Below are 16,718 nucleotides of genomic sequence, written 5' to 3' on the forward strand. Positions count from 1 at the left end.
GAAACCGAACATTATGAACATGATCCAACGTTATCGCGATCAGATCGAAGAAGGCGAGGTTATCACAATCGTTCTGCAAGACGCTGTTGTTACGCTACAACCGGGCCAAAATGAGGCGCCGGTGGACGCGCTTATTGAAAGCATCGACGAAAGGATCGATGTCACCCAGGAGATGTTTATGGAGGAATAACGGTAGGAAAGGAGGGAGACGGTGGAGGAACAAGAACTACTGGACACCTTACGCCAATTTGAAGATGAACTAAATACAGGCAATATCATAAGCTACCTGATCCGATTTCTCGGCTGGTGGCTTCTTTTAGGTTTTCGGTCGATTGTGAGTGGGATGGAAGGTGTCATTGATGGCGTCCTTGTGCTCTTGGATTTCTTTCAGACTGAACCGGTGCTTGAATTTCTCCAAACGATTCAGCCCATATTGTATATCCTGCTTGCTCTTGCGCTTGGCCTTATTGCCTATCAGCTTATGTTTCAAAGAGGCCAGCAACGCTCGCAAATTCCGGTGAACATTTTCATTTCGATCATGACGGTGACGCTCCTCACGTGGGGGATGAATCAGGCAAGCAGCTTTACCGATAATGCGGTGGAAGTAGCCTCCGTTGGGGATGATGCGTTTGATATGGCCGATCAAATCGTCCATGATCATATTACTGATATAGCCATTTATGACGAAACCGGCTGGCAAAGTCCAGATGTGGAAACGCAACACCATGTCGACCCGGAAAGTATCGATCAAATTGATATCAACGAAGAAATCACCGATGATTTTGAAAGAGCAGATGGAGAAGATTTATCAGAACCAGGTCAAGCGGTACTATCTAACAAAATCGGCATTGAATCCAACGGCGAAGAAGGGTTAGTCCACATTGGCGATGACGGCTGGTTCGACTTTTTCTCGGAAAACTATTACCGATGGGACGTGAATTGGGGAACGGCGCTGATTACGCTTGGCGTGATGGCAATCACCATGATCCTCGTATCCATTAAAATTGCTAAACTATGCTTTGAACTCGCCTTCAACAAAGTCGTTGCGCTGATCATGGCCTATGCGGATATTAGCACCGGTCAACGATTGAAAGAAATCCTCAAAAACATTGGCAGCATTTTCGTATCCATCATCATGGTGTTTTTGAGTTTACGCATGTATATGTACTATACGGAGTATATCGCAAGCGAAATAAGTGGATTTGGCTATTTGATTGCCATGATCGCCGGTAGCCTTGCGGTCATTGACGGACCGAACATCGTGCAAAAACTCTTTGGCATTGACGCTGGCCTTCGCAATGCTTGGACGGTCGCCGCAGGCTCCTACTTTGCTGGAAAAGCCGCCAAACCTGTGGCGCAAGGCGCCGCGAGGATGGCCAGTAAGGGAGCGAAGAGCGCTGCGACGGGTGGCGTGAGTACGGCAGCAGCAACCGCCGGTGGCATTAACGGTTTAACCAGTACAGGCAAAGGTTCCCAATCGCCAAACAATGGTGCCACAGGGAATCAAGGATCACCGACGCAAGCCAGACCAACAGACGGCCAATCCGGTGGCGGTGGTGGCCAACAGGGGGCAGCATCATCCCAGCGCCGATCGGCACAAGGAACACCGGGGGCAGGATCACCAACAAACGCCCAAGCACCAACCAAAGAAGGTGGCGAAGGCTCTACGGCGAACGCCAATGCAGAGGTCTATCAAGATACGCAGCAACAACCGAAGGGCGCCAAGGGGACCAGACCATCAGCACCAGCGCCTACGCATGGGGGTAAAACGCCATCGCTCCAAGCCGAGATGCATGAAGACGCCCGCAAAGGCGGCGGTGGTAACCACCGACCGGCCACGCTGCACCAACAAATGCAAGTCCATCAAAACGGCCATGAACCGCCAACCACGAACGATATTCCCATGCCAAAACGATCGGCCGCCGGGGAAACGCGAACCGTAGGCCAATATATGCGCGACGGGGCTTCACGCCGTTTGAACAACAACCCTTATGTGCAAACGAGCAAACGAAGTTATCAGTTTGGCAAAAACACAACGGCGAACTGGAAGCATAAAAGGAGAAACAACCGTTAAAAGGAGTTTGATTAGATGGCAACATTTGAGTTAACAAAAGTATCCCCTCTAAAAATCGCCCTTTTTCTATGGCGATATGTTAAATGCCCCAACTGTGGGAATAAACGCCTTGGTGAAGGAGATTTTCAGCTAACGGAAAAAGGGTTTTCGAGAACATGTCGGTGTGGCCATCGTGTAGAAGCAGCGACGAAAACTGCCATCGATTCAAAAGATAAAAAATCAGACTAACAATATTGCGCAGGTTTTCCTTTCCATTGGAACCTGCGTTTTTGTTTGGGAAGGAGTTGAACCATGCATTATAAAATTCCGACCGAGATTACGGCCGAATTGAAATTGAACCGGTGGCTGTATTTAACCGATTTACTCGTTGCGATTGGAATGCTCGTGATGGGCTTTGTCCTTCACGCGCTCATTCATCCGTCGCTCACCATTCCGTTTGTGATATTTATGGTCGCTTTATACGGCTTTTGGTTATACCGCCCGAAAACGAATCCGCATATGCGCATGATACAGGCGGTATGGATGATGATCAGCCGCGACCGTGCCACTTATCAGGCCCATGATCCGCACGATGAAGCGACGAAGGAGGAAGAACGATGATGTATGAGGACATGGTAGGCCAAGACGCCCTCTTTGATGAGCATAAGAAACCGAAACGCCGACTGCGCCTTGGCGAGCGATCGAAACCGAAGGAAAAACGGGAACGAGCGCCGGATCGCATTGCCGACATTATTCCGATTCGAGACATGACCGACGACGGCGCCATTGAACTGCAAGACGGTCATGGATATATGGATGTCTTTCAACTCACCACGAAAGATGTGTATGCCCAGAGTAACGCCGAAGCTGAAATGGATATCTTGGCATTCACGCAATTTTTACGCGCATATGAGGCGGATATCAAGATCATCTCGCTCAATTTTCCGGTGAACATGACGCCGCAATTGGCGCATATACAGCAAAAAATCGATGCCAACAACTCCCCACTGATCGATCGATTTTTGCAAAAGAAAAAGGTGGAACTGGAATTTTTAGAAAAACACCGGACGAATCGCGAATTTTACATTTATGTGTATGGCGATTCGATGAAAGATTTATCCGAACGCTGCCAATTTACGCGCCGAAAACTGCAACGCGTCCTGCCGATATCCGACTTAGACAACACAAAGAAATTGGATGTGACCTATAAACTCAACAATCAAAACTCGAAACTGGATCATCAGAGGGGGTAATAGTGATGAGCCTTTTACAGATGCTTGCGCCATGGAAACGCAAAGACGACACCGATGCCACGGAAACCGAACGCAAAGGGTATAACCCGTACTTGCTAGCCAATATTCAACCGCAAGGCGGCATCAGCTTCAAGGAAAGTTTTATACGTAAAGGGGATGGTTACGAAACGTGTGTGCACGTGTACAGCTATCCGAAAAATACAAAGGATTTTTGGTTGGAATCGATCGTTAATATGGAAAACGTCATCACCACGATTGATGTCACCTCGGAAGATCGCCATAAAGTTCGTGAGGGTTTAAATAAAGGGATCGATGAACAAAGCTCCCGGATGATGACGGAAAGAGAGAGCGTCAGTATTTTAGAGGCTCATAAAAACTTGGATGATCTTCAAGACCTGTATGCCTCCATTTATGAAGAAGGGGAAGTGATCAAACGGGTGCATCTTCGCCATTACGTGAATGCGCGAACGAAAGAAGAATTGGAAGACAAAGTGAACGAAGTCTTAACGGCGCTTGAAGGGGAAAATTTTAGAGGCGCTGTTTTTCTCAATGAGCAAGATATGGAGTGGAAGGCGCTACATGAACCATATACGGCACAAGCGAAACGCCGTAACCGTCGGAAAGGGAAGGGGCTGCCAGCGTTCTCTTTAGCCGGTGGCTTTCCGTTTCATTTCACCCAACTCCATGATCCCACGGGCACCTTTTACGGCACAACGATGACCGGCGGTAACGTTGTGTTTGATCTGTTTCACCGTGATAAGGATCGAAAATCGTATAGCTCTGTGGTGATCGGGGCGATGGGCGCCGGTAAGTCCACGCTCTTGAAAAAAATCATGCTCGATAATGCCATTAAAGGGCATAAAATTCGAGCCTTTGATGTCGTTGGGGAGTTTTTACCACTTACAGAGGCGGTCGGCGGCAAACAAATTGCCTTGGATGGCACGGACGGCATTATTAATCCTTTGCAAGTGTACCGGACGGCGAAAGATGATTTTACGTCGTTTACGCAGCACTTATCAAAACTCACGACATTTTACCGATTTCTGGCCCCGGAAGCACCCGACAATGAACTGAAAGAATATGAAAATATGCTTCGAAAATTGTATGTCTCTTTAGGTTTATGGAGCGATGAAGGGGATACCAATCTCACGGGGCAACCGGTGGAGGTGTATCCGATCTTTTCGGATTTTCTGGCCTTTATTCGTGAGGAACTTTATGCCGATATAACCACAAGCAAGCAACGCGACAACCTCAGTCCGGAACGCAAACGCCGGCTGGAAACGATTGAGTTAAACATCCAAAACCTTGTTGAAACATACGCTCACCTCTTTAATGGGGTATCCAGCATTGCCGATTTTCAAGACGAACACGTCGTTATCTTTCAGTTGCGCGGGCTGAGTCAGATGCGGACCGAAATCTTTCAAGCCCAATTGTTTAACGTCATGAACTTGTTATGGGATGCGATGTTACACAATGGTGAGTCGCAATTTGAGGCCTTTAATCAAGGAGAACTGAATAAAGAAGATGCCGAAAAATTTCTCATTCTCATGGATGAGGCGCATCACATTATTAATACGAAAAAAGGCAGTGGCCACGCATTAGGGTTTCTCACGAAATTTGTACGGGAAGCCCGGAAATATTTTGCCGGTTTCACCTACGCCTCGCACACGATCCGGGACTTTGTGCCGGAAGGGTCTGACCAAACCTTGGTCGAGGAAATTAAAACGTTGTTCGAGCTCACACAGTATAAGTGGATCATGCAACAAGACAGCAATAACCTTGAGATGCTCGAAACCATCTTTGCCGGGCAGTTATCCGAAAGTGAGGTTGCCCAAATCCCAGATTTACAAACCGGCGATGTGGTGTTAAACATTCAAGCCGTGAAAAACCTACGCTTTTCCGTGGAAGTTTCCGACGAGGAATTGGCGTTGTTTGGAGGAGGGGCGTAACATGTCCGTTTCTTCGCTCATCGCCTTTCTTATTTTCCTTTTTTCCTTAATTCCAAAGAAATGGAAAGGGCTTGTGGTGTTAGCCTTGCTTGTGGCTGTGAGTGGCTTGATCGGCATGGTCGTTGTGGCAATTCTTTCGATCGCTGGGCAATACGAAGAGCAACAAGCCGATGATGTTGACTCGGTCGGGAATGTGGCTGAGGGCGAGGCGCAAGTGAACGAGGAAGTGGAAGCCTTACGGCCTCTCTTTGAACAATACGCAGCCGAACATGGGATACCGGATCAAGTGGAGATATTGATGGCGAAAACGATGCAAGAGTCCGGGGGTCAGTTGGATGATGTGATGCAATCATCAGAATCCTTGGGCCTGCCCCGGAACACCATCAGTGATCCGGAAACGAGCATCGATGTTGGCACGGAATACTTTGCGCAAGTCTTAGAGGACGCCGGTGGCGATGTGAGACTTGCCCTCCAGTCGTATAATTTTGGGCATGGCTTCATTGATTACGCCGAAGAACACAATGGTGGTGAGTATTCCAAGGATCTTGCGATTGATTTTTCGCGTGAACAGTATCAAGACTTAGCGCACACTGGGCAGTTTTCATGCATTCGTCCTGAAAGCGCAGAGACAGGCGCGTGTTTTGGCGATATAGGATACGTTGATGCCGTTCTGGATTACCTCGCAACCCCCATTGATTCCGGCGACATTCCGGAGGTGGTCGAAGTTGGTGAACAATGGATCGGCAACTCCGAGTATGACTTTGGTGGCGGGCGAAATGAAGAGGAACAGGCCGCAGGCATTTTTGATTGTTCCTCGTTTGTTCATTGGGCCTTTGAACAAATTGGGGTGGATCTAGGCCCGCTGGGATCGGTGACGACCGATACGCTTTATCAAGAAGGACAGTCGGTTGATCCGGATGATATGCAGCCGGGGGACATGGTGTTTTTCAACACCTACAAGCACAACGGTCATGTTGGCATTTACGCCGGTGACGGGCAATTCATCGGCGCGCAATCCAGCAACGGCGTTGAATATGAATCATTGGAAGATGGTTATTGGGGTCAAACCTTTAACGGCAATGTACAGCGTATCGGCTAGAGCAAAAACGTTTGAAAGGCGTCAGGCCATGATCAAAAGCAAATGGTTATGGGTGTTTATCTATGGCTTTCAGTTTATGGTTTTGTTTAGCCGGGGGATGGTTATCATCCCCGGCACTACTTATAACATCTGCATGGCTGGGACTGGGCATCACCTTGTTGATGTATACCCTTGCCAATCTCTTCATGCTTTCCGTAGCGCTGGTTGATGTTCTACGGAAGAGAGGATCTTAATCAGACGAAGAAAGGATGTCCTTTGTGAAATCAAAAACGCGTATCACGTTATTTGCGATCGCGTTGGTCGCGATTCTCGCGGTTACAGGCGTGAATGTGTACAGCGTGATGGCCGATGACGATGAAGCAACCTTTTCCAATGAACAGATGCAGGAGGTGATGGATGCCAATCAGCAATTGGAAAGTGAAATCACTCGCCTCCAAAACGAACAAGAGATGGAGGAACCGGCGGCCATGCAAGAACGTCAAGAGGCGTTACAAGCAACCGCCGAAACCTTTGTCCAAACCGTCTATACCGAAGAAGCATCGTCGTATGAAAACCGCAAAGATGAAGCCGAGCCCATCATGCAAGATGATCTGCATGAATTTTTATTCCCGGCCGATGAGCAAGAAGAAACGGAGCAGCGAGCGATTCCGGAAGACGTTCAATTCTTTGTTGAGACGGGTGAACTGAACCAACCGGAAGCCACCATCATGGCTCGTTTTTCGCACACGTATAGCACAAGCAGTGATGAAGACACGACGGCGACCTTTATTGAATTAGATGCGGAACAACAAGAAGATGGCGCTTGGATCATTCAAGATTTTAGAGATGCGGTCGAAAGCATGGAAGGAGATGGGGGCGTATGATGCGGAAACGATTTGCTTTAAGTACAAAACGAACCGTCCCTTTCCTTGTGATCACCCTTGCCTTTGTCGTTACAGGGATGTTCCTCATGCTTTCCCGCACATTGTTTGGCGCACCGCCGGGCGACATTCAGCACACGGAAATCGGAGAAACCATCCCTATGCAAGGGAACGGTGAAGTTGTGATTGATGATTGGGCGTATAATCCTACCGAGCAGCACATGATCGCAACCCTCCATATTGATCGATCAGCCGTTGATCGGAATACGGAGATGACATTCGCCGCTCAAGATCGTTCCAACGCCCGTGAAGAATTACCGGTGACCATGCTTTACGATGATCGCGATTATGTCGTGGTTCATATTGATGCCGTGCAACCATCTTTTGATGTCATTGGCATAGATATTCAAGAGCAAGAAACCGATGATTGGATGGACCAAGATGAATCATCTAATGACAACACACCGACGGAACTAGCAAGAATCTATGCGGATCACCGAATGGTTGACGTTGATGAATCGATGACGGTCGAAGATGAAAAAACCTACGATCAACACGTGCTGAACTTGGAGTACGACCGACTGGGCGATGATCAAGAGGATCATCAGCAAGTGATCGAAAATATGAACGAACGGATCGAAGAATTGGAACAAGAATTGGTTGATATTGAAGCAGACATTTTGTACAGCAACGACGATGAAGAAGTGGAACTGGAAAGTGAACACAGTCAAATCGAGTCAGAAATTGATGGGTTGGAAACAGACATGGCGCAAGAACAAGAAGCCCTCGAGGTGTCCCAGGATGAACAAGACATGATCGAAGAACAAATGGAAATGGCCATCGATGAGTGATGATAAAACTTAACGACAACCTTGCACCATCATTGACGACAACCTGACACCTTCAGCAAAAATTAAAACGTGTGTTCCCAAAAAGAAGACGACAACCTTACACCAATAAATGATTTCCTTGATATCATTGTTTCCCCCGGCTCTGCCGGGGATATCACCCTATGTGATATCAGAAACCCCTTATGCTCTTGCTTGCTCTCTCACCCATCAATGAAGAAACCTGCCACGAAGCGTACGAAGGTTTAAGCATCTACAATGAATCATCTGATCGGAAAAACCAAGAAGGAAAAATCAAAATGGAGGGTGCAAAATGGATATTGTGATCCGAAATGTTGAACCAAGAGCGATTCAAAAAGTGGAAAAACTCGCGAAAGAACAAGGCATCTCCAGAGAACAATTTTTACGAGAACGGATCATGAAGATGGCACAATTCTACATGGAGGATCAACGGGTCCAACGATTGGAAGCATTAGTAGCCAGCAACCTACAAGTCATGGAACGTTGCGCTGACAGCATGCAAACGATGAATGCACTCATTGGTGACGAACCGGAGCCATCATCATGAGTGCTTCAACCATCACGCCAGGTGTGGTATTGAAAACAAAATTTATCACCTCCAATACCAAAGCCTTTGATCAGTACGTCAATTATGTGGATCGGGAAGAAGCCAAAGGGGATAAGCAACTGCCTTCGCAAATGTTTTCGCTGTACAATCATTACATGGATGACCCGGAAAAAACGTCGGCGCTTTTTACGGATACTTCGGATCGACTCAACACCGATGAAAAAGATGAATTAAAACATGCGTTCCAACATGCGCAAGAAAACAAGAGCCTCATGTGGCAAGACGTGATTACGTTTGATAATGCATGGTTAGAAAAACAGGGGATCTATGATCGAAAAACAGGTGCGTTAAATGAAAAAGCATTGAAGGATGTCGTCCGTTCATCGATGCAGACGATGCTCAAAAAAGAAGGGCTCGAACAAAGTTCGGTTTGGTCGGCGGCTATCCATCGAAACACCGATAACATTCACATTCATGTAGCCACCGTCGAACCTGAACCGACCCGAGAGCGTGGCAAACGAAAACCAAAAACTTTATCTGCGATGAAAGGCGAAGTGGTTAATGGGCTTCAAGATCGAAGTCATGAACGCGAGCATATCAATCAAATCATACGAGGAAAGATGGTCGATGGTAAAAAGGAAAATAGCACATTAAAATGGCGCAATCGAGAAATAAAACCGCTCTTTAAGGATATTTACGAACGCCTTCCTGAGAACAAACGTCATTGGAATTATGGTTACAACACTCTCAATTCGATCCGGTCGATGATCGATCAACTAACCACAACGTATTTAGACAAACACCATCCGGAAGACCTTAAAAACTTGCATCAACGATTGGATCGAGAAGTGGATGAAATGAAAGCCGCCTATGGGGATGGACCGAAAGAAAGGAAACGCTTTGAGAATTATAAAAGCAATAAGGTCGATGATCTCTATAAACGGATGGGCAATGCCTTTTTAAAGGAAATGAAAATGTATGACAATCAATTGCACCAAAGACCAAAGACCAAAAGAAAAGCAGGGGATCAATCGTTGCGTCATGGCAAGTCATCGAGCATCGCGATGCAGCAATCGTTAAACCGTCTGAACCGATCGATGAAACAGACCTATCAATCGTACATGAATGACATGGATCATGAGCGACTAGAACGAGACATTGAACGCGAAAGGTAGGGGGCAAGGATGAGTGAACGCAAACGCATGAATATCCGTGTGCTTCCGGAAGTGATGGACTATATCGATGCTTACCGTGATCAGCATAGTATTACCTATCACGGGCAAGCATTGGAAAAAATTATCCAAGACCATGAAGCATGGAAAATTAAAGATCGATCCAATCGAGCCATTATGGATATGGCCGCTGAGCAATTCCGTCAAGTGTTTGCATCAGAATTAAAGAAACTTCAATTGGGGGTGAATAGTAGTGATCGAAACACGCAAATTCTGATTGAGCTCATGAATGGCATGCTTATGAATGAAAACCATCTCATTACAACATCTAATATGGAGAGCGAGCCGGTAAGCATTGCCAAAGAAGAAGTCAAAGAACGCATATCCCATCAACGGCAGAAAAAGATCGATTGGGAAGAAAGCCAAAAAGCCAAGCAAACGCAAGGAGAGGTGTAAATGTTTTTTTTGGATGATCGCTACGAAGTGGGTGTATTTGAAAGTTTAGGGGAGCATGATGTGGAGATTTTGGTAGGGAATACGCGCTACACGATTGAACTCGATCCGGCGGATAAAGCTGCCCTTGAACAGCACTTGGTCAATCAAGATAACTTGTTGATTCCGTTTGATACCCAAACGAAAAAGATGGTCTTGGACGTTGGGCAAAATTACCATGAGGCGGACATGGAAGAATTGATTGAGGCCGCCGATCGGAGGTGGAACGATGGCGAGAACGAGACCCCGTAAATCACCGGAAGCGATGAAACAAGAAATTGAGGAATTGACTAAAGGCATGGAAGAAAAAGTAGCTAACCATTTTTATTCCAAGGATCAAATGAAGGAATACTTGCGGTTTATGGGGCAATTTCACAACTACTCTCTGAATAATGTTCAGCTCATGCAATCGCAATTTCCAGGCGCCGAAGCCGTTGGTTCGTATAAATTTTGGAAAGACAAAGGTTTTCCCGTGCAAAAAGGAGAGAAAGGCTCTAAAATCCTCGTACCTCAACGGCTCGGCGAGCAATTTCAAAACGAGGAAGACACATGGAAACCGGTGAAATATGCGACAAAAGAAGAAAAAGCGCACATTCAAGACGGCCGTCTCCCAAAACGAGACGGCCGTCTTGTGTTTTCAACGGGAACCGTTTTTGATATTAGCCAGACGTCAGCCACACGGGATGATTTGCCGGCTTTATTCCCAAATAAATGGATGGAAGGGAAGGTGGAGGATTACGGCCAACTTCGTCAAGGCATGGAAGCCATCGCCAAGGAAAATGGCATTGCCATTGTGGAACCGAAACAAGAGTTAGGCGCAGCTAAAGGCGTCAGCTATACCTTAACAAAGGAGGTGGCTTTAAATCCGCGCAACGATGAACGGCAGAATGTCAAAACCCTGTTGCATGAGTTGGCGCATGCGAAATTGCACACGACAGAAACACACCACCGATATTCGCAACCGGAAAAGGAGTTTCAGGCAGAGATGACCGCCTATACGGTAGCCTCTCATTTTGGCGTGGATACGTCTGATTACTCGCTGGATTACCTTAAATCTTGGACGAAAAACCGCACCTTTGACGATCATCAGCAATTACTCAAAGAGGTACAAGACACATCCCACCAGTTTATTACCACGATAGAACGAACGTTAGAACCGGAAAAAGCGCATGAACAGAAAAAAGAAGCGTCGAAAGGAGATGAATCGATGATTCATCAAACGAAAAAACAAGATGGAGCGACCATCGATCGACAGTCATATAAGGACCTTTACAAACAAGAAGTTATCCAACAGGTGGAACCCGATAAAGCTTCCCGTGAATCACAATATCAGGAATCGAAAGGGTCCACCATGCCATTAACGGCTCAAAAGCCCCATGTAAGTCCTGTTAAACAGCAAGACAAAAATGAAAAATCCTCACTGATGCGGAAGGAAAGTCCGTTACTCAAAGCCTACCGCAACGAAGTGACGACTCATGAACGCAATGCAAGCCCGTTTGAAAAAGAGGATAAACCAACGGAGCATCAAGCCTTCAAAGATCTTTATAAGCGCGAAATCATGGGCTTGATTGAGCCTGCCGTTGGCAAGCAATTTGATCGGGAAGAATCCAGCGACCGACAAGAACGGTTGCAGCACATGAAGGCTTTTGAGAAAGAACACGATCCGCATACCGTTTATCAATTAAAAAAGGAATCGCTGCAAGAAATCAAAGAGCTTCCTCTCTCCGAACAAGGCCAGAAACGACTAGGTTCCCTTGAAAAGCAATTAGACGAAGAATACACCAATGATAAAGAAAAAACATCTCAGAAAGGCGCCGAACGATCCAATGAACGCGAACGACGCGAACTACAAGAGCCGGTGGCCAAGTCATCAATCAGTACCGGAACCCGAACAGGCATTAAGGGTCCAGAACCGGATGTGTGATGGATAAGAACCATAGGGTTCAATAATCCCTGTGGTTTTTTCATGATATCAACCATGAAAGGAGGGAGTACGGCATGGTCAACCGAGTCCGTACGGAGCAAGTGGATCGTGCTAAACGTGTCGATCTCCTGGACTATTTAGACTCTAAAGGAGAAACGTTTCAAAAAGAAGGGCGTTACTACCGACATACCGAACATGATAGTTTGATTATCCGCGATCAGATGTATGCGTGGAACTCGCGAGGGGAAAAAGGTGCTGGTGTGATCAACTTTGCACAAATGTATTATGGGATATCGTTTCCGGAAGCTGTGGAAGATATTGCAAATGGCTCCTTTAAGGAAAAGGAACGTCCGCCATCAGCCAAAACACCGTCCGAACCCTACCGATATCCTAGTCACTATGAGGTGAGCGATACGACGCGCATGCATCAGTATTTAACCCAGGATCGCACAATCCATCCCAAAGTCGTGGATTGGTTGGAACGGAAAGATTATATCACGCAAGACAAACGCGGCAATGTCGTTTATAAGTGGAAACAGCAAGGCGAGGTCGTTGGGGCGGATCGGCAGGGAACACAACCGATGGCGAAAACGGGTGATTGGTTTAAAGGCATTGACAAAAATAGCCCAGGAAACGCTGGTTTCTCTTTTGATATTGGAAAGCCGGAAACGCTTTATGTGTTTGAAAGCGCCGTCGATGCGTTGTCTTATTGGAGTGAAAAGCAGGGGGATATACAAAATGCACGTATGCTTTCAATGTCTGGTTTGAAACGACACACTGTTAGCGCAGAAATGAACCGGATGAATAGGGAAGGATACTCGCCAAAACAAGTGGTCATTGCCGTAGATAATGATCCGTCTGGTCATGATTTCGCCTATGGCCTAAAAGATGTGTTGCAAAACTATGTAAACCAAGACGGGGAACGGGTTGGGAACGTTGATTTGCCAAAGGAAAAGGATTGGAATGAACAATTAAAAAAGAATGTGGCCATCGAACAGCCGCGAGCGAAAGAATCCCAATCCTCTCCAGCCAAGGATAAGGAACCGGAACGATAATGGAAACCTTTACGCACGGGTTTCGGGTCGTGTATTTTTGTTGGACGCTGAAAGGAGTTTGAAGCATGATAGACGAGGGTACGATTGTCAGCATTTTTCTCGTGGTGTTTTACCTTTTCACCTTCCCATTGGTTATTGTTGGTTTTGTTTGGTTGATGAGAAAATGGATGAAGCTTCATCGAAAGAAACAAGCGTTTCAACGAGTCATTCAAAGCGGCATTCGTTCGATCGACCAAATGGATGGCCGCCAATTTGAATATTTTTTAGGACAACTGCTTAAAGAATTAGGCTATCGATCCGTGAAAGAAACGAAACGTTCCAATGATTTCGGGGCTGATTTGGTGATGGAAAAGGAAAAAAAGATCGTTGTGCAGGCAAAGCGATACAGGTATAAGCAAGGGGTGGGAATCCAGGCTATTCAGCAAGTATTTGCGGCAATTCCTTTTTACCAAGCCCAGGAAGCTTGGGTGGTCACGAACAGTTTTTATACGGATTCGGCCTTTAAACTCGCCCAGGTTTGTGGTGTTCATCTGTTAGATCGTAGGCGCCTGCAGCAATTCATCTTGGAGGTTAATCCGAAGATGACGGCTCAAGAGGTGTATGAAAATGTAGAGCCAGCGCGACGCAATTGTCCCTTGTGCGGCTCATCTTTAGTGGTGCGAAGTCATCAGGAGATCACGAGACGATTTTTTGGATGTTCTTCATTTCCGAATTGTCGGCATACGGAACCATTAAATGCTTCCTGATTTTTTCCTATAGGGAAGGCGAGTCTTTCAAAGTATGGTATACTAGAGAAACAATAAACAACTGTCCAGGGGTGGACGTTCACCTTGTCAACCTTCGTGCCAATTGGCGCCCTTTTTCTTAAGGGAGAAGGGAGGTGAACAATTATGGTGATCACTTATGAAACGGCCATGTTGTGTGTGGCCGTAGCCACGTTGGTGGTCTTGATGATGAAACATGACGATCAAAAAAAGAAGTAACCACCCCTGGTGTCCAATCCAAATGGGTGGCTACTTCATCTAATCATTAGGTGAACAAATCCCTTGGTAGGAGTTGTTCTATTGGGAGGCCGTTGGTGCAATCACACCACGGTCTTTTTAAATATATGCCTTTTCTAACCTTAGTATACAATAACATCTTGCTGTTGGCAAATAAAATGTGGAATCGATTAAACGATATGATTTCTGGCCATCTATTTCGCTCGAACATTCGCAAACAATAAACATTGCGGCCACTGTCATGTTTAAGTTTATGGGAGATTAAAATGCTGAAAATGCACTTTAGTTAAGTAAAGGTGCCAAATTTGTGCCAAAAGACCTCATCCGTAATAGAAAAGTGAGTTCCGGCAATCGCCAAAACCCGCATTATGTAAGTATTTTAACTGGAGCTTCCTGCCGGACTCGAACCGGCGACCTCATCCTTACCATGGATGCGCTCTGCCTACTGAGCTAAGGAAGCATGGCTCCACAGGCCGGATTCGAACCAGCGACCCATCGGTTAACAGCCGATTGCTCTACCACTGAGCTACTGTGGAATATGCTATCTAGCGTCACGCATCCTATGCTACCATACTTAACTTTCGGTGGCAAGGAGTGATTTGGTCTATTTATATCATGTCCACATGAAACTGGTTATATACAAAATGTTTAGCGCGAATTTTATGGGTTCTCATTCGCGCTGAAGTTGTGAAGCTATTCATGTGGTGAATAATTAAGGTCCTTTGCGCCGAATTCCTGCAGTCTTACGCCGAATCCCGTGGCCTATGCGCCGAATTCCTGCGGTCTTACGCCGAATCCCGTGGCCTATGCGCCGAATTCCTGCGGTCTTACGCCGAATCCCGTGGCCTATGCGCCGAATTCTTGTGGTCTTACGCCGAATCCTGCGGTCTATGCGCCGAATTCCTGCGGCCTTGCACCGAATCTCGTGGCCTATGCGCCGAATCCCCCGGTCCCATTTCTCCACTACCGCTGCCCATCCAGTATGCTATACTTATCGTTAACGATGTTAAATGGAGGTTTTGAGATGAAACTGACTCCTTTAGGGGTATGGGGTGCGTATCCGAAGGCGGATGAAGCGACGTCGGCGTTTTTGTTGGAAGAGGGTGGTTTTCGCTGTCTCATTGATTGTGGGAGCGGTGTGTTGGCGAAGCTGCAAACACATATCGACCTCCATGAACTTGATGCGCTTGTGCTGACTCATTATCATCCGGATCATGATGCGGATGTTGGGGTTTTACAGCATGGGGTGATGATTGAAACGATTTTGGAGAAGCGGCAGCAGCCTTTGCCTATTTATGCTCATGCGCAAAATCAGGAGAAGTTTTCGAAGCTGGACTATGGCAAGTACACAACGGTTACGGCGGTTTCACCGGAACATAAGCAAACGATTGGGCCGTGGGAGGTTCGTTTTTGTGAGACGAAGCATCCGGTCTATTGTTTAGCGTTAAAATTTACGAATGAAAATAACGATTCCATTGTTTTTACAGCAGATACGGCGTGGACGGAACCGCTGCTTCCTTTTATTGAAGGAAGTGAGTTGCTTGTCAGTGAAGCGAGTACATATCACCCTATGATCGATCAGATTCCGGGGCATTTGAGCGGGCAGCAGGCAGGACAATTGGCTGAAAAAGCGGGCGTGAAGCGTTTGTTACTTACGCATTTACCGCATTATGGAAAGGTTGAGGATCTTGTGAGTGAAGCAAAAGGGGTGTTTTCCGGTGAAGTAACACTTGCAAATCCGTTGAGGTCTTATTTTATATGAGCGGTGGTTCTGGCATAGAGTATGAAATTCATGAGTGTAAAAAAATAGAAGATGTGCCGATGAGTCTTCTGTTCATCGCGGATCCTGAAGTGAAGATGATTGAGAGTTACATTCATCGGGGACGCAGCTTTTTGATGGCCCACGAAGGACGTGTCATCGGCGTCTACGTCCTCCTGGCAACAAGACCGAATACGGTAGAGATCATGAACATCGCGCTTGTGAACTCTATGCAGGGAAAAGGCCTAGGTGAAAAACTTTTATGCCACGCGCTTGAAACGGCGCGAAAGCTAGGCTACAAAACCATAGAAATCGGCACGGGGAGCACAGGGATGAGCCAGCTTTACCTATACCAAAAATGCGGTTTTCGCATCGTTGGCGTTGAAGTTGATTATTTTGTGAGGAATTACAGTACGCCGCTGTATGAGAACGGATTGCGCATCCGTGATATGGTGCGGCTTTCGCAAACGCTTTAATGGCCCGAAGCGCAGAGCTCGGGCCACACCCGTACTGTCTTATTTTCCTTATAGTACTTCATCGCCTTCCAAGCTCTCTTGCGGTTGGTACCATAAGCCGTCGTGATCTGCGAGGAAGACTTGGAATACTATATGGCCTTGGATGTCTCCGCCGGCGTATAGGTCGGTGTCAATTGGGTCAGGGAGGCCAGATACGTAAGATAACTCGT

General features: G+C 46.7%; 18 protein-coding genes and 2 tRNA genes. 18 read left to right on the plus strand and 2 right to left on the minus strand.

The genetic code is table 11. The annotated features are described in order from the left end of the window. Window positions 1-13: 13 nt before the first annotated feature. From HNR44_RS08900 to HNR44_RS08975, 16 genes are all read left to right on the plus strand, one after another. Window positions 14-190, plus strand: coding sequence for a hypothetical protein (locus tag HNR44_RS08900; protein ID WP_184403791.1), 177 nt, complete (start codon window positions 14-16; stop codon window positions 188-190). 21 nt (window positions 191-211) lie between these two features. Then, a complete protein-coding gene (locus HNR44_RS08905) occupies window positions 212-2,074 on the plus strand; it encodes a pLS20_p028 family conjugation system transmembrane protein (RefSeq protein ID WP_184403792.1) in 1,863 nt (620 codons plus the stop codon). A gap of 15 nt (window positions 2,075-2,089) precedes the next feature. Next, window positions 2,090-2,302 (plus strand): DUF3797 domain-containing protein, encoded by a 213-nt coding sequence (locus HNR44_RS08910; protein ID WP_184403793.1) that lies wholly within the window; start codon window positions 2,090-2,092, stop codon window positions 2,300-2,302. A gap of 63 nt (window positions 2,303-2,365) precedes the next feature. Beyond that, window positions 2,366-2,674 (plus strand): DUF5592 family protein, encoded by a 309-nt coding sequence (locus tag HNR44_RS08915; protein WP_184403794.1) that lies wholly within the window; start codon window positions 2,366-2,368, stop codon window positions 2,672-2,674. Continuing rightward, entirely contained in the window at window positions 2,671-3,306 is a 636-nt protein-coding gene (locus tag HNR44_RS08920) for a hypothetical protein (protein WP_184403795.1), read from the plus strand. The genes HNR44_RS08915 and HNR44_RS08920 overlap by 4 nt, the downstream gene beginning before the upstream one ends. 5 nt (window positions 3,307-3,311) lie before the next feature. Then, the gene (locus tag HNR44_RS08925; protein WP_425489449.1) at window positions 3,312-5,255 is read left to right on the plus strand and encodes a VirB4 family type IV secretion system protein; all 1,944 of its coding nucleotides are present in this window, start codon (window positions 3,312-3,314) and stop codon (window positions 5,253-5,255) included. A 1-nt stretch (window position 5,256) separates the two neighbouring features. Beyond that, complete coding sequence (locus tag HNR44_RS08930; RefSeq protein ID WP_184403796.1) at window positions 5,257-6,354, plus strand: bifunctional lytic transglycosylase/C40 family peptidase; 1,098 nt, start codon at window positions 5,257-5,259, stop codon at window positions 6,352-6,354. Between the two features lie 257 nt (window positions 6,355-6,611). Then, window positions 6,612-7,217: a hypothetical protein gene (locus HNR44_RS08935; RefSeq protein WP_184403797.1), complete on the plus strand. Its 606-nt coding sequence runs from the start codon at window positions 6,612-6,614 to the stop codon at window positions 7,215-7,217. Further along, window positions 7,214-8,065 (plus strand): hypothetical protein, encoded by an 852-nt coding sequence (locus HNR44_RS08940; protein ID WP_184403798.1) that lies wholly within the window; start codon window positions 7,214-7,216, stop codon window positions 8,063-8,065. Before HNR44_RS08935 ends, HNR44_RS08940 begins: the two co-directional genes overlap by 4 nt. Window positions 8,066-8,375: 310 nt before the next feature. Continuing rightward, window positions 8,376-8,630 (plus strand): hypothetical protein, encoded by a 255-nt coding sequence (locus HNR44_RS08945; RefSeq protein WP_184403799.1) that lies wholly within the window; start codon window positions 8,376-8,378, stop codon window positions 8,628-8,630. Next, a complete protein-coding gene (mobP2, locus tag HNR44_RS08950) occupies window positions 8,627-9,805 on the plus strand; it encodes a MobP2 family relaxase (protein WP_184403800.1) in 1,179 nt (392 codons plus the stop codon). The genes HNR44_RS08945 and mobP2 overlap by 4 nt, the downstream gene beginning before the upstream one ends. A gap of 9 nt (window positions 9,806-9,814) precedes the next feature. Beyond that, complete coding sequence (locus HNR44_RS08955; protein WP_184403801.1) at window positions 9,815-10,258, plus strand: hypothetical protein; 444 nt, start codon at window positions 9,815-9,817, stop codon at window positions 10,256-10,258. Next, window positions 10,259-10,546 (plus strand): hypothetical protein, encoded by a 288-nt coding sequence (locus HNR44_RS08960; protein ID WP_184403802.1) that lies wholly within the window; start codon window positions 10,259-10,261, stop codon window positions 10,544-10,546. Next, window positions 10,524-12,218: an ImmA/IrrE family metallo-endopeptidase gene (locus HNR44_RS08965; RefSeq protein ID WP_184403803.1), complete on the plus strand. Its 1,695-nt coding sequence runs from the start codon at window positions 10,524-10,526 to the stop codon at window positions 12,216-12,218. Before HNR44_RS08960 ends, HNR44_RS08965 begins: the two co-directional genes overlap by 23 nt. A 74-nt stretch (window positions 12,219-12,292) precedes the next feature. Continuing rightward, the gene (locus HNR44_RS08970) at window positions 12,293-13,273 is read left to right on the plus strand and encodes a toprim domain-containing protein (RefSeq protein WP_184403804.1); all 981 of its coding nucleotides are present in this window, start codon (window positions 12,293-12,295) and stop codon (window positions 13,271-13,273) included. 65 nt (window positions 13,274-13,338) lie between these two features. After that, entirely contained in the window at window positions 13,339-14,019 is a 681-nt protein-coding gene (locus HNR44_RS08975) for a restriction endonuclease (protein ID WP_184403805.1), read from the plus strand. Window positions 14,020-14,658: 639 nt separating this feature from the next. Here HNR44_RS08975 and HNR44_RS08980 read toward each other — a convergent pair. Further along, window positions 14,659-14,734: transfer RNA gene (locus HNR44_RS08980), tRNA-Thr, on the minus strand. Between the two features lies 1 nt (window position 14,735). Further along, window positions 14,736-14,810: transfer RNA gene (locus HNR44_RS08985), tRNA-Asn, on the minus strand. Between the two features lie 488 nt (window positions 14,811-15,298). On the opposite strand from HNR44_RS08985, the gene HNR44_RS08990 reads away from it, so the two are divergent. After that, complete coding sequence (locus HNR44_RS08990) at window positions 15,299-16,036, plus strand: MBL fold metallo-hydrolase (RefSeq protein WP_184403806.1); 738 nt, start codon at window positions 15,299-15,301, stop codon at window positions 16,034-16,036. A 59-nt stretch (window positions 16,037-16,095) separates the two neighbouring features. Next, window positions 16,096-16,509, plus strand: coding sequence for a GNAT family N-acetyltransferase (locus HNR44_RS08995; RefSeq protein WP_246407217.1), 414 nt, complete (start codon window positions 16,096-16,098; stop codon window positions 16,507-16,509). Window positions 16,510-16,718: the final 209 nt, after the last annotated feature.

The organism is Geomicrobium halophilum (assembly GCF_014207655.1).
Lineage (GTDB): Bacteria > Bacillota > Bacilli > Bacillales > Marinococcaceae > Geomicrobium > Geomicrobium halophilum.

What these genes read in the sequence shown, in the direction of transcription:
- HNR44_RS08920 (WP_184403795.1), top strand. Translation starts at nt 2,671, where the DNA reads ATGATGTATGAGGACATGGTAGGCCAAGACGCCCTCTTTGATGAGCAT.
- HNR44_RS08915 (WP_184403794.1), top strand. Translation starts at nt 2,366, where the DNA reads ATGCATTATAAAATTCCGACCGAGATTACGGCCGAATTGAAATTGAAC.
- HNR44_RS08925 (WP_425489449.1), top strand. Translation starts at nt 3,312, where the DNA reads ATGAGCCTTTTACAGATGCTTGCGCCATGGAAACGCAAAGACGACACC.
- HNR44_RS08900 (WP_184403791.1), top strand. Translation starts at nt 14, where the DNA reads ATGAACATGATCCAACGTTATCGCGATCAGATCGAAGAAGGCGAGGTT.
- HNR44_RS08930 (WP_184403796.1), top strand. Translation starts at nt 5,257, where the DNA reads ATGTCCGTTTCTTCGCTCATCGCCTTTCTTATTTTCCTTTTTTCCTTA.
- mobP2 (WP_184403800.1), top strand. Translation starts at nt 8,627, where the DNA reads ATGAGTGCTTCAACCATCACGCCAGGTGTGGTATTGAAAACAAAATTT.
- HNR44_RS08940 (WP_184403798.1), top strand. Translation starts at nt 7,214, where the DNA reads ATGATGCGGAAACGATTTGCTTTAAGTACAAAACGAACCGTCCCTTTC.
- HNR44_RS08970 (WP_184403804.1), top strand. Translation starts at nt 12,293, where the DNA reads ATGGTCAACCGAGTCCGTACGGAGCAAGTGGATCGTGCTAAACGTGTC.
- HNR44_RS08975 (WP_184403805.1), top strand. Translation starts at nt 13,339, where the DNA reads ATGATAGACGAGGGTACGATTGTCAGCATTTTTCTCGTGGTGTTTTAC.
- HNR44_RS08945 (WP_184403799.1), top strand. Translation starts at nt 8,376, where the DNA reads ATGGATATTGTGATCCGAAATGTTGAACCAAGAGCGATTCAAAAAGTG.
- HNR44_RS08990 (WP_184403806.1), top strand. Translation starts at nt 15,299, where the DNA reads ATGAAACTGACTCCTTTAGGGGTATGGGGTGCGTATCCGAAGGCGGAT.
- HNR44_RS08995 (WP_246407217.1), top strand. Translation starts at nt 16,096, where the DNA reads ATGAGTCTTCTGTTCATCGCGGATCCTGAAGTGAAGATGATTGAGAGT.
- HNR44_RS08955 (WP_184403801.1), top strand. Translation starts at nt 9,815, where the DNA reads ATGAGTGAACGCAAACGCATGAATATCCGTGTGCTTCCGGAAGTGATG.
- HNR44_RS08965 (WP_184403803.1), top strand. Translation starts at nt 10,524, where the DNA reads ATGGCGAGAACGAGACCCCGTAAATCACCGGAAGCGATGAAACAAGAA.
- HNR44_RS08910 (WP_184403793.1), top strand. Translation starts at nt 2,090, where the DNA reads ATGGCAACATTTGAGTTAACAAAAGTATCCCCTCTAAAAATCGCCCTT.
- HNR44_RS08960 (WP_184403802.1), top strand. Translation starts at nt 10,259, where the DNA reads ATGTTTTTTTTGGATGATCGCTACGAAGTGGGTGTATTTGAAAGTTTA.